Below are 22,456 nucleotides of genomic sequence, written 5' to 3'. Positions count from 1 at the left end.
CACTAGATATTGAGGCCGGGCGATTGACTTTCGCCCGGCTTTATTTTTGCGCTGATTGATTCTTCACGCCGATTCGCGCAAGCGCTATGGTGCTGATTCGCGGACCCGGGGACGAGGGCCGAGGCCCGCATCAGGGCGGTCTTGCATTCAGGCGGCGAAGAGGACCAGGACATGCCGGGGGATTACCCGCCTTGCGCGGGACAGGCCGTTTCCGGCGGCCACAACGATATGGTGACCACGGGTTCCGCTGCCAGAGGCGGAAGCCTCTTATGGCGCGCTGGCGCCCGCGTCGTAAACTTGCTTGCTTCTTCCGCGCTCGCCGGCCCGCTGCTTGGCCTTTCGGCACATGCTGGACCGGCTGCTGCGTCCCACGCGGCTGCGCCCAAAGCCGGGCTGTCGGTCAGCACGGTCGAGGTCATGCAACTCGCCATGTTTGTCGGCGTCATGGGCGCGGCACTTGTCTCGGCCATTTTCCTGATCCGCGAACGGGCGCGCACCTCGGCCCAGAATGGCGAACTCAGAGCCCGCTTGGCCGACGTCAACGCTGCGCTGCAGCGCTCCGAGGCGCTGCTCAACCTGCGCGACCAGCGTGTCGTCGTATGGGCATCGGAAAACAAAAAGCCCGAGCTCGTCGGGACATTGCCGGTTGAAAGCGGGGCTCCGGAAGACCGTGCCGCCTTCCTCGCCTTTGGCCGTTGGCTGATGCCGCGCTCGGCGGCGGCGCTCGAGAATGCCGTGGCGGGACTGCGGGAAAAGGCGAAGCCGTTCGATCTCGTCATCGAATCGCAGGCCGGGGCGCCGCTCGAAGTGCACGGCCGCAAGAGCGCAGCACACGTGCTCGTCCGCTTCGTCTCGCTTTCTGAAGCGCAGCGAAGCGAGGCCAGGCTAAGAATCGAGAACCAGCGCCTTGCCGCCGACTATGACACCATGCTCGGTCTTTTCAACGCACTCAGCATGCCAGCCTGGCTGCGCTCGGCGGACGGGCGGCTGAAATGGGTCAACCGCGCCTATGCCAGGGCGGTCGAGGCGGAAAACGCCGAAGCTGCGGTTCGCGACGCGAAAGAATTCCTGGGCGGCCAGGCGCGCGATGCGATCGCTGCGCAGCACAAGTCGCATCCCGTCTTCGAGCAGGCGCTTTCCACCGTGATCGAAGGCGACCGCCGCATGTTCGCCGTGACCGACTTCGCCGGCGCGGACGGCTCGGCGGGTCTCGCCTGCGACACCAGCGCCATCGAAACGATCCGTAGCGAATATGAGCGGACCGTGCGCAGCCATGCCGACACGCTCGACCAGCTCAACACCGCCGTGGCGATTTTCGATACCGACGAAAAACTGCGGTTTTTCAACCAGGCGTTCCAGAAACTATGGGGTCTCGACAGCGGCTTCCTGCACAGCGCTCCGGACAACGCCTTGTTGCTCGACCGGCTGCGCAGCGAAGGCAAGATCGCCGAGCAGCCCGAATGGCGGCGCTGGAAGGAAAGCCTGCTTGGCGCCTATCGCGCGGTCGAGTCGCAGGAACATTGGTGGCATTTGCCGGACGGCAAGACCATCCGCGTCGTCGCCAATCCGCAGCCCAAAGGTGGCGTCACCTGGGTGTTCGAGAACCTGACCGAGAAGATGGACCTTGAAAGCCGCTACCAGACCGCGGTGCGGGTCCAGGGCGAAACGCTCGACAATCTTGCCGAAGGCGTGGCCGTGTTCGGCCCCGACGGCAGGCTCAGATTGTCGAACCCGGCATTCGCAGCACTTTGGGGGCTCGACGCCGACGCCGCCAAGCCCAACGTTCACGTCTCCACAATCCGCGATCTGTGCGACCGGCGCGCCGCCGACAGCCCCTGGCGCGGGTTCGTTGCCGCCGTCACCGGTTTCGACGACGAGCGCCGCGACCGCCACGGCCAGACCGAGCTGAACAACGGCACCGTGCTGCGCTACGCGATGATCCCGCTGCCCAACGGGCAGGTGATGATGACCTTCGTCGACGTCACCGACAGCGTCAATGTCGAGCGGGCGCTGAAGGACAAGAATGAGGCACTGGAAAAATCCGACCAGCTCAAGAACGAGTTTGTGCAGCACGTCTCCTACGAGCTGCGCTCGCCGCTGACCAACATCATCGGCTTCACCGAGCTGCTTTCGCTGCCCTCGACCGGGCCATTGAACCAGAAGCAGAGCGAATATGTCGAGCATGTCAGCTCGTCTTCCTCGGTCCTGCTCACCATCGTCAACGACATCCTCGACCTGGCGACCGTGGATGCCGGCATCATGGAACTCGATATCTCCGAAGTTCACGTCGACCGGACCATCGCTGCCGCTGCCGAGCTTGTTGCCGACCGGCTGGAGGAGCATGCGATCAGGCTCAAGATCGATGCGGCCACTGCGCCAAAGACGTTCAACGGCGACGAAATCCGCATCCGCCAGATCCTCTACAACCTGCTGAGCAATGCCGCGAACTACGCACCGGAGGCGAGCACCATCACGCTCGCCTGCCGCTCGCTTGCCGAAGGCGTGGAATTCTCCGTTCACGACGATGGTCCCGGCATGCCGCCGGACCTGCTCGATTCCGTGTTCCGCCGTTTCGAACCGCGCACCAATGGCGGCCGCCGGCGCGGCCCCGGCCTCGGCCTGTCGATCGTCAAGAGCTTTGTCGAGCTGCATGGCGGCAGTGTCCGCATCGAAACCGGCAAGGACATGGGCACCACCGTCATTTGTGCCTTTCCCGACACGCCATCCGGCATCCGCGCGGCGGCCGAGTAGCGCGTTCGATGGCAGGCATGGTGCTGGAGCGTTTTCTCGCCGACGAGGCTGCGACCGCAAGGCTGGGCGAGGATCTGGCCATGTCGCTGCGCCCCGGCGACGTGCTGGCTCTCAGAGGCGATCTCGGCGCCGGCAAGTCGAGTTTGGCGCGGGCGCTGATCAGGGCAATGACCGACGATGCCGGTCTCGACGTGCCGAGCCCGACCTTCACGCTGGTCCAGAGCTATGAGGCGCGCGTCCCCGTCCATCATTTCGACCTCTACCGCCTGTCCGCGGCGTCCGAACTGGACGAACTGGGTTTCGACGAGGCGCTGGCGCAAGGCGCTGCCCTGGTCGAATGGCCGGAGCGGGCAGAGGCCTATTTGCCCAAGACTTCGGTGCTGATCGACCTCGTCCATCAGGACGACGGACGCCTGGCGAGATTGTCGGGACAAGGCGCTGCCTTCGAGCGCGCGGCGCGCTCGCTGGCCATGCGCAATTTTCTCGAAAGAGCCGGCTGGGGTGAAGCGCAGAGACGCTATTTTATCGGCGACGCCTCGGCCCGCTCCTATGAGGTCGTCTCGTTGGCCGGCCTGCCGCCGCGCGTGTTGATGAACTCGCCGCGGCTGGTGCTCGGGCCTCCGGTCCGCGACGGCAAGCCCTATGCGGTGATCGCCCACACCGCACAATCCGTCGCGGCCTTCGTCGCCATCGATCGGGCATTGCGGACCGGCGGCGTCAGCGCCCCGGAAATCCACGCGCAGGACCTGGACCAGGGCTTTCTTCTCATGGAGCATCTCGGCTCGGAGGGGTTTCTCGGCCAGCACGGTCAGCCGCTGGCGGAGCGCTACGCGGCGGCGGCCGAACTGCTTGCGATGATGCATGGCAAGACGTGGCCCGATCGCATCAAGGCCGCGCCCGGCGTCTTTCACGATGTGCCGCCTTTCGACCGCGACGCCATGATGATCGAAGCCGAATTGCTGCTCGACTGGTATGTGCCGGCGATCACAGGCGGCCCGGCAAGCGATGCCTTGCGCGCCGGCTATACCAAGCAATGGAACGCGGCCCTCGACCGGCTGGAGGGGCGCGAATACACGCTCATGCTGCGCGACTTTCATTCGCCGAACATCATCTGGCGCGGCGAACGTACCGGTCATGATCGCCTTGGCATCGTCGATGTCCAGGACGCGCTGATCGGCCCCTCGGCCTATGATCTCGCCTCTCTCGCCATGGATGCGCGGGTTACGATCTCGCCTGAGATCGAGCGACGGACGCTCGATGCCTATATCGCCGCGCGCCATAAGGCCGGTGCTTTTAACGAAGACGAATTCGTCGAGACCTATGCGATCATGGCGGCGCAGCGCAATTCGAAGATCCTCGGCATTTTCGTCAGGCTCGAAAAGCGGGACGGCAAGCCCTATTATCTGAAACACCTGCCGCGCATCCGCGATTATCTTCGGCGGGCGCTGGCGCATCCGGCACTGGCCGGCCTGCGGGATTTCTACACCGCCCACGGGCTGCTGGAGGAGCGGCCGCTGTGACGACACGCCCCAAAACCGCAATGGTGCTTGCCGCCGGGCTGGGAAAGCGCATGCGGCCAATCACCGACACAATGCCGAAACCGCTGGTCAGGATATCAGGCAAGACGTTGCTCGACTGGAGCCTGGACAGCCTGGCCCGTGCCGGCGTCGACAAGGCCATCGTCAACGTCCATTATTTTCCCGAGCAGATCGTCGCCCATGTCGCCGCGCGCCGCGCGCCGCGCGTCGTTATTTCCGACGAAAGCCAAGCACTGCTCGATTCCGCCGGCGGTATCGTCCATGCTTTGCCGGAACTGGGAGGGGCTCCCTTTTACATCGTCAACGCCGACACCTTCTGGATCGACAGCGGCGTGCCCAACCTTGCCCGCCTCGCCCTTGCATGGGACGCGGCGAAAATGGATATTCTGCTGATGCTCGCGGATTCCCAGTCGGCAACCGGACACAGCGGCGGCACCGATTTCCTGATGGCGCCGGACGGAGCCTTGCGGCGTTCGAAAGGCGACCCGACAGGCCTGATCTATGCCGGCGCGGCGATCGTCCATCCCAGGCTTTTCAAGGATGCGCCGGCCGGCCCACACTCGCTCAACGCCTATTTCGATGCGGCCATCGCGGCCGGCCGCCTGTACGGCATGGTGATGCACGGCCATTGGATCACCGTTGGCACGCCCGACGCCATTCCGCTTGCGGAAGCGGTCGTTGCCACCGCTCTTGCTGAGTCGCCCGGCACTCTTACGGAGTTGACCAGCGCTCTCACCGAGTTGAAATGAGCGGCTCCCGCCGCGTTTTCTCGATCCCGCCCGGAGCGCCGTTTCTGCCGACGCTGGCCGAGGCCCTGCTGTCAGGGCGCCTCGTTTCCGGTTTCCGCTTCGACGGCGACCCGCTGGCGCTGGCCGACGCCACCATCTACGTGCCGACGCGCCGCGCCGCGCGGGCGCTGCGCGGCGTCTTCGTCGACTGTCTGGGTGGCCGCTCGGCGATCCTGCCGGTCGTCCGCCCGCTCGGCGAGTTCGACGAGGACGAGGCCGCGTTCGAGGCCGACGCATCGGCCGCCATCGACCTCGCGCCGCCGATCGCCGCGATCGAGCGCCTGCTGCTGCTTGCGCCGCTGGTGCGCGCTTGGAAACGCCGCCTGCCGGCGCATGTCGCGGCACTTTTCGATGAGGAGATCGTCGTGCCGGCGTCGGCCGCCGATGCCATCTGGCTGGCGCGCGACCTGGCCCGGCTGATGGACGAGATCGAGACGGAAGGCACGGACTGGATCAGGCTTGCCGATCTGGTGACCGGCAACCTCGCCGGCTGGTGGCAAGTGACGCTCGACTTCCTGAGCATCGTCACCGAAAACTGGCCGAATCTCCTCGAAGAACGCAATCGCTCCAACCCGGCTGCGCATCGCAATGCGCTGATAAGGCTGGAAGCAGCGCGGCTGAAGCGCAATCCGCCGACCGGGCCGGTGATCGCCGCCGGCTCCACCGGGTCCATTCCCGCCACCGCTGAATTGCTTGCGGTGATCGCCGGCCTGCCCAGCGGCGCGGTCGTGCTGCCCGGCCTCGACCTGATGCTGGATGAGCCGTCATTCCAGGCAATTGCGGTGCCCGGCGCGCGGCCGGCCTTGCTTGGCCACCCGCAATACGGCCTGGCAAAACTGATCGGCAAGATCGGCGTGTTGCGCGGCGATGTCGAGGAGATCGCCGTTGCCGAAAGGCCGCTCGCGCTGCGCGCCGCACTTGTCGGCGAGGCGCTGCGGCCGGCCGAGACCACCGAGCTGTGGGTCGAGACGCGCGCCCGCTTTACGACCGGCGATATTACCGAGGCCTTCGCCGACGTGACGCTGCTCGAAGCCGCCGGCGAGCGCGACGAAGCAGTGGCGATCGCCGTCGCGCTGAAACGCGCCGTCGAACAGCCCGGCCAGCGCGCCGCGCTCGTCACCGGCGACCGCGCCCTGGCGCGGCGCGTCTCGGTCGAGCTGTTGCGCTTTGGTGTCGTCGCCGACGATTCGGGCGGCACACCGCTCATCAACACGCCAGCCGCCGGCCTGCTCAGACTGGCGCTTCAGGCGGCGTTCCGCCCCGGCGATCCCGTGGCCCTGCTGTCGCTGCTCAAGCACCCGCTGCTTGGCCTCGGTCTGGAACGCACAAGCGTCCGTCACGCGGTGGAGATCGTCGAACTGGTGGCGCTGCGCGGCGGCACCGGCCGCCCCGACGTCGCATCGCTGCCGGAGCTCTTCGATGCCCGGCTCCTCGAATTCGACGATCGCGGCAATCGCCGCCCGCCCTTCTGGCGATCGCGGCTTTCGGTCAGGCGCATCGAAGAAGCCCGAGACCTGCTGATCCGGTTAACCGCCGCGCTTGCGCCGCTGGTTGCCTATCGCGACGAGGAGAATGCCGATCTTGCCACGCTTGTGCGGGCCAGCGTCGTCGCGCTCGAAGGTCTCGGCCGCTCCGCGGGTGGCAGTCTGAGCGAACTCTATGCCGACGACGCCGGTGAAAAGCTCGCCGAGCTCTTGCGCGGGCTGGTCGCTGCCTCGGCGTCGTTCTCCTTCGCGGCCGACGAATGGCCCGACGTGATGGAGGCGCTGATCGCACCCGAGACGGTCAAGCCGGCACAAGGCACCGACAGGAACATCGCCATTTGGGGTGCGCTGGAAGCCCGGTTGCAAAACGTCGACACGCTGGTCGTCGGCGGGCTCAACGAAGGCGTGTGGCCGCGCAAGCCGGAAAGCGACCGCTTCATGTCCCGGCTGATGAAGACCGGCATCGATCTCGAGCCGCCCGAACGGCGCATCGGCCTGGCCGCCCATGATTTCCAGATGGCGATGGGGGCGAAGCAAGTGGTGCTGGCGCGCTCCGCCCGCTCCGGCGACGCGCCGGCAGTGCCGTCGCGCTGGCTGCAGCGCCTCCTGACCTTCATCGGCAAGGACCATGCGGCGGTGCTTCGCCGGCGTGGTGATGAATTCCTGTCCTGGGCCCGTGCGCTCGATGCCGGCGAACGAAGAGACTTCGCGCCGCGGCCGCAGCCGAAGCCACCGCTGGATGTGCGGCCGCAGCATTTCTCGGTCACCGAGATCGAGACGCTGCGCCGCGACCCTTACGCGATCTATGCCAGGAGAATTCTCCGCCTGATGCCGCTCGACCCGGTCATCCGCGACCCGGGTGCTGCCGAACGCGGCACGCTGTTTCACGCCATCCTGCATCTCTTTTCGCGGACCGTGGCCGATCCGCTTGTGCCGGAAGCGCTGGACGGTCTCATTGCCGCCGGCCGCGAAAGCTTTGCCGAGGCGGCCCTTCCTCCCGATGTCGAGGCGGTGTGGTGGCCGCGCTTCGAAAAGCTCGCCGCCGGCATCATCGAATGGGAGCGCGGCCGCGCCTTCGCCGTGACACTGCGGCATGCCGAGGAGCACGCCGAGAAAACAGGCGTCGGCCAGTCCGGCGTGACGCTGTCCGGCTATGCTGATCGTGTAGATCTCCTGGCCGGCGGCATGGCCGACATCCTGGATTACAAGACCGGCTCCTCGCCGTCGAAGGCGCAGGCCCATACGCTGCTTTCGCCGCAACTGGCGCTCGAGGGCGCGCTGCTCAGGCGCGGCGCCTTCAAGGGGCTTGGCGCGCGCGAGCCGTCGCAGCTGGCCTTCATCAGGCTGAAGCCGAATGGCGAGGTGTTCGAGGAATCCATCCTCGAATACAACCGCAAGCCGCGAACCGCCGCAGACCTCGCCGAGGAAGCCTGGGCGCGGCTCGAAAAACTGCTGATCCACTATGCCAACCCGGCGACCGGATACCTGTCGCGGGCGTTGCCGTTCCGCGAGGGCGAGACCGACGGCGACTACGACCATCTCGCCCGCGTGCTCGAATGGTCTGCCGGCGGCGACGCCGACGACGAGGGAGGGGAGGCATGAAGAAGGCCTATCCCATCCCGACCGATACCGCCGTCAGCCAGGCAAGCGCCTCAGATCCGCAAAATTCCGCCTGGGTGTCGGCCAATGCCGGATCGGGCAAGACCCATGTGCTGGCCCAGCGCGTCATCCGTCTTCTGCTGCGTGGCACCGATCCGTCGAAGATCCTGTGCCTGACCTACACCCGCGCGGCCGCTGCCAACATGTCGAACCGGGTGTTTTCGACATTGTCGGAATGGACGGCGCTTGGCGACGCAGAACTGGCGACAAGGATAGAGACGCTGGACGGTCGCCAGCCCGATCGCGAAACCATGCGCCGCGCCCGCCGGCTGTTCGCCGAGGCGCTGGAGACGCCCGGCGGGCTGAAGATCCAGACCATCCACGCTTTCTGCGAATCGGTGCTGCACCAGTTCCCGCTGGAGGCCAACATACCGGCGCATTTCGAAATGCTCGATCCGCAGATGGAGGCGTCGCTCTTCGGTGCCGCCCGCCGTGACATGATCTCGGGCACGGCCGCCGGCGACGCGGGGCTGGCCGAGGCTTTCGCCACCATTCTGGAACGCGGCGGCGAACATGGGCTTGACGCCTTGCTGGCCGAGATCGTGCGCAAGCGCGACGGTCTGCGCGCCTTCATCAGCGCGGCCGGCGGCGATGGTTTTCAGGCGCTGTTCGACGAGTTCAGGTTTCGCGCCGGCCAGACCGCCGAAGGCCTGGCGGCGTCCGTCTGGCCGCTGCCGGGCTTCCTGCCGGACTATTTCATCACCTTTGCCCGCGCTGCTGAAGACGCCGATGCCCGCTTCGTGCTCAACAACGTTCTGCCCTATGCGCGTCTTGCCTTCGCCGAGGATGATCCGGTTCGCCGGCTGCATCTGCTGGCAAAAGCCTTCCTGCGAGCCGATGGCAAGCCTTATGAGCCGGCAAAGACGTTCAAGGCGTTGCTCGACCGGCTGCCGGATCTTGCCGAGCGCTATCTGTCAGCGGTCGATGCCATTCTCGAAATCTCCGACCGACTGGCCTTGTTCAGGATGCTGGAGGGCACACGTGCGGCACTGATCATCGCCGACTGGCTGATCGCCCGCTACGAGCACCTGAAGCGCGCCCGCGGCTTCCTCGATTTCAACGACCTCATCACCCGAACGGTCAATCTCCTGGCGCGGCCCGACGCCGGCCCGTGGGTGCAGTACAAGCTCGACCAGGGCATAGACCATATCCTGCTCGACGAGGCGCAGGACACCAGTCCCGACCAGTGGGAGGTGGTGAAGCGACTGGCCGAGGAATTCTTTGCCGGGCTCGGCGCACGCGACAATGTTCACCGCACGGTGTTCGCCGTCGGCGACGAAAAACAGTCGATCTATTCCTTTCAAGGAGCGGCGCCCGACTCCTTCGCCGACTCAAGGCTGCTGTTTTCCGCAAAAGTGCGCGACGCCAAAGTCACCTTCGCCGATCTCAAGCTGACCTGGTCGTTCCGCTCGACCGAAGACGTGCTTGCGGCGGTGGACCGTGTCTTTGCCGACCCGCTCGTGCGGCGCGGCATCAGCCACGATCCCGACCCGCTGACCCACAAGGCGATCCGCAGCGATGCGCCGGGCTATGTCGAGGTCTGGCCGTCGATCGGCGCCGACGTCGTCGACGAACCCGACGACTGGACGCAAGCCGTCGACCACGCCCATGCGCCGGCGGTGCGTGTTGCCGAAAACGTCGCGGCAACAATTGCCGGCTGGATCGGCGCAGGCGAGGTCATCGAAGGCCGCGGCAAGACGCTTCGGCCCGGCGACGTGCTGGTGCTGGTGCGCAAGCGCGATCGTTTCGTCCATGCGCTGACGCGCGCGCTGAAGCGCCGCGACATCCCGGTCGCCGGCGCCGACCGCCTCAGCCTGCCCGGCCATATTGCGGTGAAGGACCTGATCGCGCTCGGTCACTTTCTCGTCCAGCCTGAGGACGATCTGTCGCTCGCAGCCGTGCTGCGCAGTCCGATTTTCGACGTTTCGGAAGAGATGCTTTTCGCGCTCGCCGGCGGGCGGCCGCCCGGCCTCTCGTTGATCGCTTCGCTCAGGCAGCAAGCCGGCGAAAGCGCCGCCTTGGCCGCAATCGCTGCCCAGCTCGACACATGGTCCGATGAAGCCGCATTCAGACCGGTGTTCGAATTCTATGCCGGGGCTCTCGCCCGCGACGGCTTGCGCAAGAAAATGATCGCGCGGCTCGGGCCGGAAGCCGGCGACATTCTCGACGAATTCCTGAGCTTCTGCCTGGCCGAGGAGCGGACCGGCCTGCCGGGGCTGGAATCCTTCCTGTCGACGCTGGAGAATGCCGGCCCCGAGATCAAGCGCGAAATGGACCAGACCCGCGACGAGGTTCGGGTCATGACCGTTCATGCCGCCAAGGGCCTCGAGGCGCCTGTCGTGTTCCTGGTCGATGGTGGCTCGGCGCCGTTCAGCGATCAGCATCTGCCGCGACTGATGCCGTTCGATGGCTCGGGCCAACACTGGGACGGCAAGGGCTATCTCTGGCGTTCGGCCAGCGATGTCGCCAATGGCTTTTCGCGGGCCGCTTCGGTCCGCGCGCGCGAACTGGCCGACGACGAATACCGCCGGCTGCTCTATGTCGGCATGACCCGCGCCGAGGACCGGCTGATCGTCTGCGGCTATCACGGCAAGCGGGCGCCGAATGCCGGCACCTGGCATTCGATCGTCAGCCGCGCGCTGGTCGGCGCCCCCGAAAGCATCGAGCGGCAGCACCCCGCCACCGGCGAGACCGTGCATCGCTTTCACGTGACAAAATTGCCGCCCGTCGCACAGGCGGCCGCCGAACAGGCGCGGCAGGCGCAACAGTTCGAGCCGCTGCCAAAGAGCCTGTTCCAGCCCTTGCCACCCTTCGAGGATCTGCCGCGGCCGCTGTCGCCGTCCGGCGCCTCGGCGCTGATCGACGAGGCCAGGCAAGCCGTAGTCGACACCGGCTCGCCGGTGCTGGACACCGAGGCAGAACCTGGCTTTGCGGTCATGCGGGGGCTGGCGCTGCACAAATTGCTGCAGATGCTGCCCGGTATTGCCGAGACCGAACGCCGCGATGCGGCGGAGCGCTACCTCAAGCGCGCTGGCGCGCAATGGCCTGAAACCGAGCGCGACAAGGCCTTGGCTTCGGTGGCGACGATCCTTGCCGACAGCCGCTTCGATCAGCTGTTTGCGCCGAATTCACGCGCTGAGGTCGCGGTCATGGGCAGCCTGGAGGTCAAGGGCAAGCTGCGCTCGATCTCCGGCAAGATCGACCGGCTGGTGGTCACATCAGGCAGGGTGTCGATCGTCGACTACAAGACCAACCGGCCGGCGCCTGCAGCGCTGGCGGACGTTCCACCGGCCTATGTCCTGCAGCTCGCGCTCTATCGCGCACTGCTCCAGCCGCTTTATCCCGGGCATGAGGTCTCGGCGGCGCTGCTGTTCACTGAGGCGCCACGTTTGATCGAGCTGCCGCCGGTGGTGATGGATGACGCCCTTGCCCGACTCACGGGAGCGTGACACAACAGCTGCTTGAAGAAGGGCGCGATCACCACCACATTTGGTGCGACAATAACTCTCGAAAGGATTTTCGCATGGCCACCGTCAAGGTCGACAAGAGCAATTTCCAGACCGATGTGCTTGACGCCAAGGAGCCGGTCGTCGTCGATTTCTGGGCGGAATGGTGCGGCCCCTGCAAGATGATCGCGCCCGCGCTGGAAGACATCGCCATCGAACTCGGCAGCAAGGTCAAGATCGCCAAGCTCAACATCGACGAGAATCCCGAGCTGGCCGCGCAGTTCGGTGTGCGCTCGATCCCGACGCTGATGATCTTCAAGGGCGGCGAAATGGCCGACATGAAGGTCGGCGCCGCGCCGAAGACGGCGCTGTCGCACTGGATCAACGGCAATCTCGCCTGATCCGGCGGAAATCCGCAGACAAGCCCGGCCCTCGCGCCGGGCTTTTTCGCGGCGTCATCTACAGTGCCGCGCGTCCTCCTGGACGCGCGAACGACGCTGCAGCACTTGGCCTGACCGAAGATCGGATCGGGATTTTCTGGGTCATGTGGCTGGTCCGCCGTGGCACTCGCCACTTGCCGGCCCATGTTCTTGTCTGGCTTAAAGCAGGAGAACGACATGACCGGATCCGCCAAGGCCACCGTCTTCATCGACAATGAGCGCGTCATCGTCACCGAATACCGCTTCGCGCCGGGCGACAATACCGGCTGGCACCGCCATGGCCATGATTATGTCGTCGTGCCGCTGATGAACGGCAAGCTCAAGCTTCTGACCAAGGACGGCGAATCCTTCGCCGAAATGAAGAAGGGGGCGCCCTATTTCCGCAAGGAGGGCGTGGAGCATGACGTCATCAATGCCAATGAGGGCGAGTATGCCTTCATCGAGATTGAGCTGAAGTAGTCCCCACCGAGGCCGTCTCCGCCATAGGCGTGAGGCGATCACAAATCCGCGATACGATCGCCTCCGACGAACTGCGCACTTTTCTCTGTGTATTCAAACAGTTCTATCTTCACGTTGTTAGGATCGCGAATCCACGCCTGGTAGGTATCATCGCATGCGTGTTTCTTTGACGTGACTTCAACGCCTTTCGCTCTTACGTGGGCGATCGCGGCGTCAAGGTTTTCCACTTCAAGGCAGAAGTGGTTGATCTGGTTCAAGTCGCTATAGCTGGCCCCGTCTTTCTGGAACACCTCGACGTGGCTGCGGCTGCCGCAATTGAGGTAGAAACCGAAAATCTTGCCGTCGCGCAGGAAGTTGAACTGGGTGTCCATGCCGAGGACGTCCCGATAGAAGCTTCGCGTCACTTCGAGATCATCTGCGAAGATGCAAACGTGAGCGAGCTGCTTTACCTTGATCATGACTGGCTCCTCGCGATGATCTGACAAAGTCAGGTCATCGTGGCCTGATGAACGCGCCGCTCAAACCGGCGGCGTGCCGTTTTCGGCCAGCACCGCGCCGGCCAGATAGAGCGAGCCGCTGATCAGGATGCGCGGTGGCGGTCCATCCCATGTGTCGCGCAGCAGCATCAGCGCATTGGCGACGGAGCTCACCGGTTCGGCCGACAGGCCGGCTTCGACGGCGCGGATCGCCAGTTCGTCATTCGGCACACTGGCCTCGCTGAGGCTCACCGGCACCGTGTAGACATGCCGCACCAGGCCCTTGAAGGCGCGGAAATAGCCGCTCTGGTCCTTGGTGTTGATCATGCCGCAAATCAAGAACAGCGGCCGCGGGTTTTTTTCCTCCTGCTCGGCCAATGCCTCGGCGACGACCACACCGGCGCCGGGATTGTGGCCGCCGTCGAGCCAGATGTCGGCGCCCTTTGGCGCCAGTTCCGTCAGCCTGCCTAGCGGCAATTTCTGCATCCGCCCCGGCCAGGTGACATTGGCCATCGCCTTGTCGGCGACGCGATGGCTGATCTCGAAGCCTGCCGCCTTGACCGCCGCAATCGCCGCCGCCGCATTGGCAAACTGGTGGCGCCCTGGCAGCCGCGGTGGCGACAGGTCCATCAGCCCGTCTTCGTCCTGATAGACCATCCGGCCGTTTTCCTCGAAGGCGAGGAAATCCTGGCCATAGACGAAGGCGGGACAGTCGAGCCGCTCGGCGGTTTCGATAAGCACCTGAAGCGCCGTTTCGCTTTCCTGCGCGCCGATGACCACCGGGCAACCGCTCTTGATGATGCCGGCCTTTTCGGCTGCGATCAGTTCGACACGGTCGCCGAGAAAGGATTCGTGGTCGAGCGAGACCGGCATGATCACCGACACCGCCGGCTCGGTGATGACATTGGTGGCATCAAAGCGGCCGCCAAGGCCGACCTCGATGATGACGGCATCTGCCGGATGTTCGGAAAACAGCAGGAAGGTGACGGCGGTGAGGATCTCGAAGACGGTGATCTTCTGGCCTTCATTGGCCTTGGCGACGCGGGCGATGGCATCGGCGAAGACCTCGTCCTCGACCAGCCTGCCGCCACCGTCGGCGGCCAGCCGGTAGCGCTCATGCCAGTTCACCAGATGTGGCGATGTGTGGACATGGACGCGGAAGCCGGCGGCTTCGAGCAGCGCCCGCGAAAACGCGGCGCAGGAGCCCTTGCCGTTGGTGCCGGCGATGTGGATGACCGGCGGCAGATGGTCCTGCGGATTGCCAAGCCGCTCCAGCAGCCGCGAAATGCGGTCGAGCGAAAGATCGAAGCCCTTCGGATGAAGCGACATCAGGCTTTCGATTTCGCGGTCGGCGGCAAGCGTGGTCATGGGAGAATCCTAATGCATGTCGCGCAAAAGTGCGCAGCGGTTTTGCGACAACGACATGCGTAAAAACAAGAACCCTAAAGTGCGTTGCATGAATCCGTTCAAATACTACGCGCTTTAGGTGCATGACCCCCAAAATCGAAAATCGATTTTCGGAAAGGATCATGCGTGAAATCAAGATGCTACAGCGCCACGGATGGCGCGCAATCGCGGTTCGCGACGACGGATGTCGCGTCAGGCTTGCGGGCGTGCTTCCGCAGGGAGCGCCACCGGCGGCAGGATTTCCGGCTCCAGCGGCTTTTCTTCTTCCGGCAGCTTGAGCAGCATTTTCAGGAGCCGCGCGATCGTCTGGCGCATCTCCAGCCGCGACACCACCATGTCGACCATGCCGTGCTCCATCAGATACTCGGAGCGCTGGAAGCCGTCGGGCAGCTTTTCCCTGATCGTCTGCTCGATGACGCGCGGCCCGGCAAAGCCGATCAGCGCGCCGGGCTCGGCGATGTGCACGTCGCCCAGCATGGCGTAGGAGGCAGTGACGCCGCCGGTAGTCGGGTTGGTCAGAACGACGATATAGGGAAGACCGGCTTCCTTCAGCCGATCGACGCCGATCGTGGTTCTCGGCAATTGCATGAGCGACAGGATGCCCTCCTGCATGCGGGCGCCGCCGGAGGCCGCGAACAGGATCAGCGGCCGCTTGCGTTGCACTGCGACCTCGAAGCCACGAACGATGGCGTCGCCGGCGGCCATGCCGAGCGAGCCGCCCATGAAGGCGAAGTCCTGCACGGTCACCACCACCGGCAGGCCTTCGACGGTGCCCAGCGCATTGATGATCGCGTCCTCCAGCCCGGTCTTGGCCTTGGCGTCCTTCAGCCGGTCGGTGTAGCGCTTCTCGTCGCGGAATTTCAGCGGATCCTGCACCACCTTAGGGCTTTCGAGCATCTCGTACTTGCCGTCGTCCATGAAGAATCTCAGCCGCTCCCTGGCCGAGATCTTCATGTGATGGCCGGAGGACGGGATGACGAACTGGTTCTGCTCCAGATCCTTGTGGAAGACCATCTCGCCGGTCTCCGGATCCTTGATCCAGAGGTTTTCAGGCATGTCGGTGCGCCGGCCGAGCATCGAATTGATCTTCGGGCGAACGTAGTTGGTGATCCAGTTCATCGCTTCGGCTCCTGTCCTGACGAAGAGTTAGACCATGATCCCGAAAAGTGGAAACCGGTTTTAGGTGGAGATCATGGTCAAGCAGAAGATCAAGACTATTCGGCGGCAGCAAGGCGGGCCGCGCGCACGCCTTGCGAAAGCCCGCTGACCAGCGTGGCGACCGCCTCGGCCGGGTCGGCGGTCTTTTCGCCCTTCGGCCCCAGAACATTGGCGACCGCATTGACGATCGCAGTGCCGACGACGACGCCGTCGGCCGACGCTCCGATGATGCGCGCCTGCTCGGCGGTCTTGACGCCGAAGCCGACGCAGACCGGCAGGTCGGTATGGCCCTTGATGCGCCCGACCGCCGCCGCCACCTTGCCGGTGTCGGCAAGCGCCGAGCCGGTGATGCCGGTCATCGACACGTAATAGACGAAGCCGGAGGTGTTCTGCAGCACCTTGGGCAGGCGCTTGTCGTCGGTGGTCGGCGTCGCCAGCCGGATGAAATTGATGCCGGCCTTCAGCGCCGGAATGCACAGCTCCTCATCCATTTCCGGCGGCAGGTCGACGACGATCAGCCCGTCTATGCCGCTGGCCAGCGCATCCCCGAGGAAGCGGTCGACGCCGTGGATGTAGATCGGATTGTAGTAGCCCATCAAAACGATCGGCGTTTCATTGTCGGCGGCACGGAATTCCGACGCCATCTTCAGCGTCTTGACCAGCGTCTGCCCGCCTTTCAGCGCGCGCAGGCCGGCCGCCTGGATCGCCGGGCCGTCGGCCATCGGATCGGAAAACGGCATGCCGAGTTCGATGATGTCGCTGCCGGCGCCGGGCAATGCCTTCATGATCGACAGCGAGGTGTCGTAGTCTGGGTCACCACCCATGAAATAGGTGACGAGTGCCGGGCGCCCTTCGGCCTTCAGCTTGGCCATGCGACGGTCGATGCGGGTGGTCATGATCAGATCTCCATGCCCAGCATATTGGCCACCGTATGCACGTCCTTGTCGCCGCGGCCGGACAGGTTGACGATGACGATCTGGTCCTTGTCCATGGCCGGCACGATCTTCACCGCATGCGCGATGGCGTGGGCGGATTCGAGCGCCGGAATGATGCCTTCGACGCGCGTCGTCAACTGGAACGCCTCCAGCGCCTCGTCGTCGAGAACAGGCACATAGTCGACGCGGCCACTGTCGCGCAGCCAAGAATGCTCCGGCCCGACGCCGGGATAGTCGAGGCCGGCCGAGATCGAATGCCCGTCCATGATCTGCCCGTCGGCGTTCTGCAGGAGATAGGTGCGGTTGCCGTGCAGCACACCGGGCGCGCCGGCGTTCATCGAGGCGCAATGCTCGATGCCGTCGAGGCCGCGGCCACCGGCCTCGATGCCGATGATCTTTACGCTGCGGTCGTCGAGGAACGGGTGAAAAAGGCCGATGGCGTTGGAGCCGCCGCCGCCGGCGGCGATGATGGTGTCCGGCAGCCCGCCTTGCTGCGCGAGGATCTGGGCGCGCGCCTCGATGCCGATCACCGACTGGAAGTCGCGCACCAGCTCCGGATAGGGGTGCGGGCCGGCGGCGGTGCCGATCAGGTAGTAGGTATCCTCGACATTGGTCACCCAATCCCGGAGAGCTTCGTTCATGGCGTCCTTCAACGTGCCGTGGCCAGCGCTCACCGGCCGCACCTCGGCGCCGAGCAGCTTCATGCGGAAGACGTTCGGGCTTTGCCGGGCGACGTCGGTGGCGCCCATATAGACGACGCACGGAAAGCCGAAACGCGCCGCCACGGTGGCCGACGCGACGCCGTGCTGGCCGGCGCCGGTCTCGGCGATGATGCGTTTCTTGCCCATGCGCTTGGCCAGCAGGATCTGGCCGAGGCAGTTGTTGATCTTGTGCGAGCCGGTGTGGTTCAGATCCTCGCGCTTGAAATAGACCTTTGCGCCGCCCCCGAGGCCCTTAGCCGCGGAAACCTCGCGAAGATGCCTGGTCAGGCCTTCGGCGAAATAAAGCTTCGACGGCCGCCCGGCATAGTGGGTCGAAAGGTCAGTCAGTTCGGCCTTGAAATCCGCATCGTCCTTGACCTCGTTCCAGTGCCGCTCGAGGTCGAGGATCAGCGGCATCAATGTTTCGGCAACGAAACGACCGCCGAAGATGCCGAACATGCCCTGCTCGTCGGGTCCGGTGCGGAAGGAATTGGGTATCGCCGGCTTGTTCATCGCCGATCTCCTAGCTTGTAGTTTGAAGCACGGTCAGGCGGCGCGGCTGTCGCGTGCTGCCTTGACGGCCCGGAAAAACTGTTCGATCAGCGCCGGATCCTTGACGCCCGGCGCGCTTTCCACGCCTGAGGAAATGTCTAGTCCGGGCGGGTTGGCAAGCCGAAAGGCATCGCCGATGTTGGCGGCGTTGAGCCCACCCGAAAGCATGTAATCGACGCCTGCGTCAAGGCCGGCCAGAAGGCGCCAGTCGAAAGCAACGCCGTTGCCGCCCGGCAGTTGCGAACCCTTCGGCGGCTTGGCGTCGAACAAGAAACGGTCGGCAATGCCGACGAAGGGTCTTGTCCGCTCTAGGTCGGCAGTATCGCTGACCGGCAGCGCCTTCATCACCGGCAGGCCATAGCGGGCCTTGATCTCGGCCACCCGCTCCGGCGTTTCCGAGCCATGCAGCTGCAGCATGTCGGGCTGCATTTTTTCGACGATTTCATCCAGAAACGCATCGCCGGCGTCGACTGTCACGGCAACCGCCTTGGCCTTGCCGATTGCCGCTTCGCGCAAGCGGCCGGCTTCCGCCGGCTCGATATAGCGCGGGCTTTTGGCAAAGAAAATTAAGCCGACATGACTGGCGCCGCCGGCCAATGCCGCGGCCAATGCCTTGTCGGTCTTCAGTCCGCATATCTTGATGTCGAGCGCCATGACGCGGGGATTGGCATGAAACGGCAAAAGAGTCGAGAAAAAGCGCATGTTTGCCACCGGCGCGGAACGCGCTACCTTCCTAAGACAAGAGAGCGGAACGGGCTACTTACTTCAGATAATACCGACGGGAGCAAACAAGCATGGCAGACGATACCGTCGCCCAACTCAGGCAAAAAGTCGCGCAGGCTCGCGAGGTCATCGCCCATCTGATGGACAAGGCCGCCTTCAACGGCGCCGAGGCACACCGCGCGCTCGACTATTTCGGCAGCAATGCCTTCAAGAAGGACTTCCTGCCATGGCCGCGCCATACCGACGAAGGCTTGCGGCCGGAGGAGTTGAATGCGGCGAATGACGACTGAGCAGCAGTGCAGAACCTATTGATGCCGGCGGGACAGAGGGGGGTGCGAAGGATCGCTACAGTTCTTATTCCGCTCCGCCTTCAAGCATCCTACTCGAACATGATCGCTTGCAGCGCGCCGCCATTGCGCTTGAGCCAGTCCTTGCAGCGCTCGGTGTCGGGGCAGAGCTGCTCACACAGTTTCCAGAATTTCGGGCCGTGGTTCATCTCCTTGAGATGCGCCACCTCATGCGCGACGAGGTAGTTTATGACCGGTCGCGGCGCCATCATGATGCGCCAGGAGAACGACAGGTTGCCGTCCGACGTGCATGACCCCCAGCGGCTCGACGTGTCCTTGAAGCGGATTGCCTTGGCGCGCTTGCCGATCGTCCCGGTGTGCCTGACCACCAACCGCTCGATCTCGCGCTTGGCCTCGCGCTTGAGGAAATCGGCGATGCGGCGCGGCAGGTGCACGCGCTCGCCATGCACGATCATCAGCGGACCGCGTTCGTCGCACGACAGCGTGACGGTACCGCGTTTCGAGGGCTCATGAACGATGCGATGCGGCACGCCGCGCACCGGTATTTTGATGCCGGGCCGCACCTGCGGCCGGTTGGGCACCTTGGCCAGCCGCTGCTCCAGCCAGTCCTGATGGCGGTCAAGGAATTTTTCCACCTCGCCTCGCCGCAGGCCCGGTGGCACGGTGATGCGCAGGCCCCGGCCACCGGAATCGATGCGCAGCGTCAATCGCCGCGCCCGGTCGCTCTCGACGATCTTGAGCGGCAGCGTGCGGCCGGCAACACAATGCTCCCGCTCCACGACGGGGGCGGGCCTGGGTTTGGTCAGGTTGCGGAAGAAGCCGAATGACATGGCCGGGACGATACGTGATTCGAGGAAAACGAATAGAACAAAAAAGAAACGGCGCCGCTGACGCGACGCCGTTTTTGATTATTATTTATGTCGAGGCAAGTGCCTTACTCGTCAAGCAGGCCTGGCGTGGATTTGCCACCGCCGGTTGTAGGCCCGCCGGTTGTGGGTGACGTCGACTTGTTGCGGTTCGCCATGAAGCGGTCGAACTCTTCCTGGTCCTTGGCGCGACGCAATTCCCTGGCGTATTCGTCGAACTCGCTCAGCATCTCGTCGAGCTTGCGGCGCTCTTCATTGAGCCGCTCGAGTTCTTTTTCGCGCCAGTCGTCGAAAGCGACGTTGCCGGTGCGGGCGGAGCCGTGGCCCCAGCGCGCCGCTTTGTCGGAACCGCGGCGGCAGCCGGCGAAGATGCCGTCGGTCGCGCGGTTGACGTCGCGCTTGAAGCCGTCAAGCCGGTCGCCCCAGATGATGTAGGCGAGCATGGCGAGGCCGAGCGGCCAGAACACCATAAAACCGATCACCATCAGAGCGATGGTCGCCGGCGTCCAGGCCGGACGGATCAATGCAGATGTGTTCATTTTCTCCCAATCCTTCAGTTGGAGACAGCCAATCCCGGCTGCGTGGAATCGAAATGGGATGAGAAAAACGGCGATTCAAGACAGTGTCGGCCAAAACCGGACAAGCGTTTGAAATGATTATCGCTTTTTGAGCGTTTCAAGGAAAAGGACGACCAGGCCCGCAATCAGGCCCCAGAACGCCGCACCGACGCCGAATAGCGTCAGCCCCGAGGCGGTGACGGCAAAGGTGACGGTAGCGGCCATGCGTTCGCCGTCTTCCTTCAAGGCGATCGACAGCGCGTTGGCGAGCGGCGCCATCAGCGCCAGTCCGGCGACAAGCACGATCAGGCTCTGCGGCAGCACGGCGAAGATCGCCACCAGCGAGGCGCCGAAAATGGCGAAGACGAGGTAGGCAAGCGCGTAGAAGGGACCGGTCTTCCAGCGCTCGCCCGGATCGGGATGCACGTCGGGGCCGGTGCAGATCGCCGCCGAGATCGCCGCCAGGTTGGTGGTCGAGGCCCCGAATGGTGCCGACAGCAGCGAAAGCAGGCCGGTGACGCCGATCAGCGGGCCGGGTTCCGGGTGGTAGCCCGCCGCCCTCAGCACGGCGAGGCCGGACAGGTTCTGCGAGGCCATGGTGACGAGATAAAGCGGCAGCGCCAGGCCGATGATCGCCGTGACGGTGAACTGCGGCGCAATCAGCGTCAATGTCGAAAGTTCCGGGGTCGGCAGACCACCGACCCGGCCGGTGAGGAACGCGGCAGCGCCGCCGCCGATCAGCACCGCCAGCACCGAGAGCGCCGGATTGAGCAGGCGGATGACAAAGAAGGCGGCGATCAGCGGCAGGATCAGCCACGGGTCGACGGGAATCGCCTTCACCGCATTGATGGCGAAGGTGACGACGATGCCGGCGAGCATCCCCGACGCGACCGAGGCCGGTATCCTGGCGATCAGCTTGGTCAAGGGCCTGAACAGGCCGGTGGCAATCAGCAAAATCCCGGTGACGATGAAGGCGCCGACGGCCTCGTTGATCGAAAAGCCGCTCGATGCCGCGATCAGCGCCACCCCCGGCGTCGACCATGCGGCGATGACCGGCATCCTGGTGCGCCACGACAGCCACAGGCTCTCGATCGCCATCGCGAGGCAGATCGCCGTCACCCAGCTCGCGGTTTCGACTTGCGTCGCGCCGACTGCCTTGGCGGCGGCGATGACGATGGCCAACGTGCCGCCGAAGCCGACAATCGCTGCAACGAAGGCGGATACCGGAATGGAAATGCGCATGTCCTAGCCTGCCTGCCGCACGATGGCATTGACCGCCCGCACCAGCATGTCGAGATCCTGAGGCCGCGACAGGCGATGGTCGCCGTCGGGGATCAGCGACAGCGTGACGTCGTCGGCCGGCAGCAGGCCGACCAGTTTCAGCGCATGGCTCGGCGGCACGTCGGCATCGGCCAGCCCTTGCAATATGTGGACGGGGCAGTGGGTGTCGATCGGCCCGGTCAGCACCCGGTTGTTGCGGCCGTCCTCGATCAGCGCTCGGGTGTAGATGTAAGGCTCGGCCGAATAGTCCGACGGCTCCTCGAAAAAACCTTTTTTGGCAAGATCGCGCTTCTGCGCTTTGGTCAGCGCCGGCTCGACCAACTCGGCGGTGAAATCCGGCGCCGGCGCTAGAAGCACCAGACCGGCGATGCGGTTCTCGCCTGGCGTGTGCAATTCCTGGCGCAATTCCTGGACCATGCGCAGCGCGATCCATGCGCCCATCGAGGAGCCGACCAGGATTTGCCTGCCTTGCGTGAAATGATTGAAGACGGCGAGACTTTGCGAAAGCCAGTTCGAGACGGTGCCGTCCGCAAAGGCGCCGCCCGATTCGCCGTGACCGGAATAGTCGTGACGCAGGAAAGCCCGGCCTTGCCCGCTCGCCCATTCCGCCAGCTTCTCGGCCTTGGTGCCCAGCATGTCCGACTTGTAGCCGCCGAGCCAGACAATGCCTGGCTCGGCACCCGCAGCGCGCCTGACAGCGATGCTGGTTCCGTCGACGTCGAGAAAAACCGGTGCGGTCATGGCTCACTCCTCACGCAGGTCTTTTGACACAGCGGACGGTTCAACGAAAAGTGCTCGGCAACTTTCTTCGTTTGGTGCAGGCAGAACTCAGGGAACAGGTGATTTCCTGTGAGCGCTGTGCTATTGACTCCGGCCGCGCGCTCACCACATTGGCGCGTTCGCAATTCTGAATTGAAAACCCCGAAC

At 64.6% G+C, this 22,456-nt stretch carries 18 protein-coding genes; 8 read left to right on the top strand and 10 right to left on the bottom strand.

What is annotated here, in order from left to right; translation table 11 throughout:
- Positions 1–171: 171 nt before the first annotated feature.
- The 7 genes from AC0L3D_RS03520 (at position 172) to AC0L3D_RS03490 (ending at position 12,565) form a co-directional block, all read left to right on the top strand.
- Complete coding sequence (locus AC0L3D_RS03520; RefSeq protein ID WP_473643152.1) at positions 172–2,751, top strand: sensor histidine kinase; 2,580 nt, start codon at positions 172–174, stop codon at positions 2,749–2,751.
- Between the two features lie 8 nt (positions 2,752–2,759).
- Positions 2,760–4,271: a tRNA (adenosine(37)-N6)-threonylcarbamoyltransferase complex ATPase subunit type 1 TsaE gene (gene tsaE, locus AC0L3D_RS03515; protein WP_473643150.1), complete on the top strand. Its 1,512-nt coding sequence runs from the start codon at positions 2,760–2,762 to the stop codon at positions 4,269–4,271.
- The gene (locus AC0L3D_RS03510; protein WP_473643148.1) at positions 4,268–5,038 is read left to right on the top strand and encodes a nucleotidyltransferase family protein; all 771 of its coding nucleotides are present in this window, start codon (positions 4,268–4,270) and stop codon (positions 5,036–5,038) included. Before tsaE ends, AC0L3D_RS03510 begins: the two co-directional genes overlap by 4 nt.
- Positions 5,035–8,163, top strand: a complete 3,129-nt coding sequence (gene addB, locus AC0L3D_RS03505; RefSeq protein ID WP_473643146.1) for a double-strand break repair protein AddB — start codon at positions 5,035–5,037, stop codon at positions 8,161–8,163. The genes AC0L3D_RS03510 and addB overlap by 4 nt, the downstream gene beginning before the upstream one ends.
- Complete coding sequence (gene addA, locus AC0L3D_RS03500; protein WP_473643144.1) at positions 8,160–11,669, top strand: double-strand break repair helicase AddA; 3,510 nt, start codon at positions 8,160–8,162, stop codon at positions 11,667–11,669. The genes addB and addA overlap by 4 nt, the downstream gene beginning before the upstream one ends.
- A 74-nt stretch (positions 11,670–11,743) precedes the next feature.
- A complete protein-coding gene (gene trxA / locus AC0L3D_RS03495) occupies positions 11,744–12,067 on the top strand; it encodes a thioredoxin (RefSeq protein ID WP_027152031.1) in 324 nt (107 codons plus the stop codon).
- A 216-nt stretch (positions 12,068–12,283) separates the two neighbouring features.
- Positions 12,284–12,565, top strand: coding sequence for a cupin domain-containing protein (locus tag AC0L3D_RS03490; RefSeq protein ID WP_473643142.1), 282 nt, complete (start codon positions 12,284–12,286; stop codon positions 12,563–12,565).
- Between the two features lie 38 nt (positions 12,566–12,603).
- Here AC0L3D_RS03490 and AC0L3D_RS03485 read toward each other — a convergent pair whose 3' ends face one another.
- The 6 genes from AC0L3D_RS03485 to AC0L3D_RS03460 all read right to left on the bottom strand — a co-directional run bounded on the left by AC0L3D_RS03485 (position 12,604) and on the right by AC0L3D_RS03460 (position 18,448).
- The gene (locus AC0L3D_RS03485) at positions 12,604–13,023 is read right to left on the bottom strand and encodes a VOC family protein (protein ID WP_473643140.1); all 420 of its coding nucleotides are present in this window, start codon (positions 13,021–13,023) and stop codon (positions 12,604–12,606) included.
- Positions 13,024–13,083: 60 nt separating this feature from the next.
- Positions 13,084–14,409 carry a bifunctional folylpolyglutamate synthase/dihydrofolate synthase gene (locus tag AC0L3D_RS03480; protein ID WP_473643139.1) on the bottom strand — a complete coding sequence of 442 codons (1,326 nt, stop codon included), beginning with the start codon at positions 14,407–14,409 and terminating at the stop codon, positions 13,084–13,086.
- A 231-nt stretch (positions 14,410–14,640) separates the two neighbouring features.
- On the bottom strand, positions 14,641–15,567 hold the full coding sequence (accD, locus tag AC0L3D_RS03475) for an acetyl-CoA carboxylase, carboxyltransferase subunit beta (protein WP_473643137.1): 927 nt from the start codon (positions 15,565–15,567) through the stop codon (positions 14,641–14,643).
- Between the two features lie 95 nt (positions 15,568–15,662).
- Positions 15,663–16,502, bottom strand: coding sequence for a tryptophan synthase subunit alpha (gene trpA, locus AC0L3D_RS03470; protein ID WP_128172852.1), 840 nt, complete (start codon positions 16,500–16,502; stop codon positions 15,663–15,665).
- A gap of 2 nt (positions 16,503–16,504) precedes the next feature.
- A complete protein-coding gene (gene trpB / locus AC0L3D_RS03465) occupies positions 16,505–17,755 on the bottom strand; it encodes a tryptophan synthase subunit beta (RefSeq protein WP_473643135.1) in 1,251 nt (416 codons plus the stop codon).
- Between the two features lie 33 nt (positions 17,756–17,788).
- Positions 17,789–18,448 carry a phosphoribosylanthranilate isomerase gene (locus AC0L3D_RS03460; protein WP_473643206.1) on the bottom strand — a complete coding sequence of 220 codons (660 nt, stop codon included), beginning with the start codon at positions 18,446–18,448 and terminating at the stop codon, positions 17,789–17,791.
- Positions 18,449–18,588: 140 nt separating this feature from the next.
- On the opposite strand from AC0L3D_RS03460, the gene AC0L3D_RS03455 reads away from it, so the two are divergent.
- Entirely contained in the window at positions 18,589–18,807 is a 219-nt protein-coding gene (locus tag AC0L3D_RS03455) for a hypothetical protein (RefSeq protein WP_023796889.1), read from the top strand.
- Positions 18,808–18,896: 89 nt separating this feature from the next.
- Here the strand turns inward: AC0L3D_RS03455 and AC0L3D_RS03450 are convergent, their stop codons facing one another.
- The 4 genes from AC0L3D_RS03450 to AC0L3D_RS03435 all read right to left on the bottom strand — a co-directional run bounded on the left by AC0L3D_RS03450 (position 18,897) and on the right by AC0L3D_RS03435 (position 22,270).
- Complete coding sequence (locus AC0L3D_RS03450) at positions 18,897–19,655, bottom strand: M48 family metallopeptidase (protein ID WP_027152023.1); 759 nt, start codon at positions 19,653–19,655, stop codon at positions 18,897–18,899.
- Between the two features lie 104 nt (positions 19,656–19,759).
- A complete protein-coding gene (locus AC0L3D_RS03445) occupies positions 19,760–20,230 on the bottom strand; it encodes a DUF2852 domain-containing protein (RefSeq protein ID WP_023796888.1) in 471 nt (156 codons plus the stop codon).
- Positions 20,231–20,347: 117 nt separating this feature from the next.
- Entirely contained in the window at positions 20,348–21,490 is a 1,143-nt protein-coding gene (locus tag AC0L3D_RS03440) for a benzoate/H(+) symporter BenE family transporter (RefSeq protein WP_473643133.1), read from the bottom strand.
- A gap of 3 nt (positions 21,491–21,493) precedes the next feature.
- The gene (locus AC0L3D_RS03435; RefSeq protein WP_128170369.1) at positions 21,494–22,270 is read right to left on the bottom strand and encodes an alpha/beta hydrolase; all 777 of its coding nucleotides are present in this window, start codon (positions 22,268–22,270) and stop codon (positions 21,494–21,496) included.
- Positions 22,271–22,456: the final 186 nt, after the last annotated feature.

This window comes from Mesorhizobium sp. WSM4837, assembly GCF_055811435.1.
The sequence above is the reverse complement of the archived record's forward strand: the minus strand, read 5'-3'. Positions and strand labels throughout refer to the sequence as shown.

Excerpts from the sequence above, each read along its gene's own strand:
- AC0L3D_RS03490 (WP_473643142.1), top strand. The coding sequence starts at position 12,284 with ATGACCGGATCCGCCAAGGCCACCGTCTTCATCGACAATGAGCGCGTC.
- trpB (WP_473643135.1), bottom strand. The coding sequence starts at position 17,755 with ATGAACAAGCCGGCGATACCCAATTCCTTCCGCACCGGACCCGACGAG.
- trpA (WP_128172852.1), bottom strand. The coding sequence starts at position 16,502 with ATGACCACCCGCATCGACCGTCGCATGGCCAAGCTGAAGGCCGAAGGG.
- addA (WP_473643144.1), top strand. The coding sequence starts at position 8,160 with ATGAAGAAGGCCTATCCCATCCCGACCGATACCGCCGTCAGCCAGGCA.
- accD (WP_473643137.1), bottom strand. The coding sequence starts at position 15,567 with ATGAACTGGATCACCAACTACGTTCGCCCGAAGATCAATTCGATGCTC.
- AC0L3D_RS03435 (WP_128170369.1), bottom strand. The coding sequence starts at position 22,270 with ATGACCGCACCGGTTTTTCTCGACGTCGACGGAACCAGCATCGCTGTC.
- AC0L3D_RS03520 (WP_473643152.1), top strand. The coding sequence starts at position 172 with ATGCCGGGGGATTACCCGCCTTGCGCGGGACAGGCCGTTTCCGGCGGC.
- AC0L3D_RS03485 (WP_473643140.1), bottom strand. The coding sequence starts at position 13,023 with ATGATCAAGGTAAAGCAGCTCGCTCACGTTTGCATCTTCGCAGATGAT.
- trxA (WP_027152031.1), top strand. The coding sequence starts at position 11,744 with ATGGCCACCGTCAAGGTCGACAAGAGCAATTTCCAGACCGATGTGCTT.
- AC0L3D_RS03480 (WP_473643139.1), bottom strand. The coding sequence starts at position 14,409 with ATGACCACGCTTGCCGCCGACCGCGAAATCGAAAGCCTGATGTCGCTT.
- AC0L3D_RS03460 (WP_473643206.1), bottom strand. The coding sequence starts at position 18,448 with ATGGCGCTCGACATCAAGATATGCGGACTGAAGACCGACAAGGCATTG.
- AC0L3D_RS03455 (WP_023796889.1), top strand. The coding sequence starts at position 18,589 with ATGGCAGACGATACCGTCGCCCAACTCAGGCAAAAAGTCGCGCAGGCT.
- AC0L3D_RS03440 (WP_473643133.1), bottom strand. The coding sequence starts at position 21,490 with ATGCGCATTTCCATTCCGGTATCCGCCTTCGTTGCAGCGATTGTCGGC.
- addB (WP_473643146.1), top strand. The coding sequence starts at position 5,035 with ATGAGCGGCTCCCGCCGCGTTTTCTCGATCCCGCCCGGAGCGCCGTTT.
- AC0L3D_RS03450 (WP_027152023.1), bottom strand. The coding sequence starts at position 19,655 with ATGTCATTCGGCTTCTTCCGCAACCTGACCAAACCCAGGCCCGCCCCC.
- tsaE (WP_473643150.1), top strand. The coding sequence starts at position 2,760 with ATGGCAGGCATGGTGCTGGAGCGTTTTCTCGCCGACGAGGCTGCGACC.
- AC0L3D_RS03445 (WP_023796888.1), bottom strand. The coding sequence starts at position 20,230 with ATGAACACATCTGCATTGATCCGTCCGGCCTGGACGCCGGCGACCATC.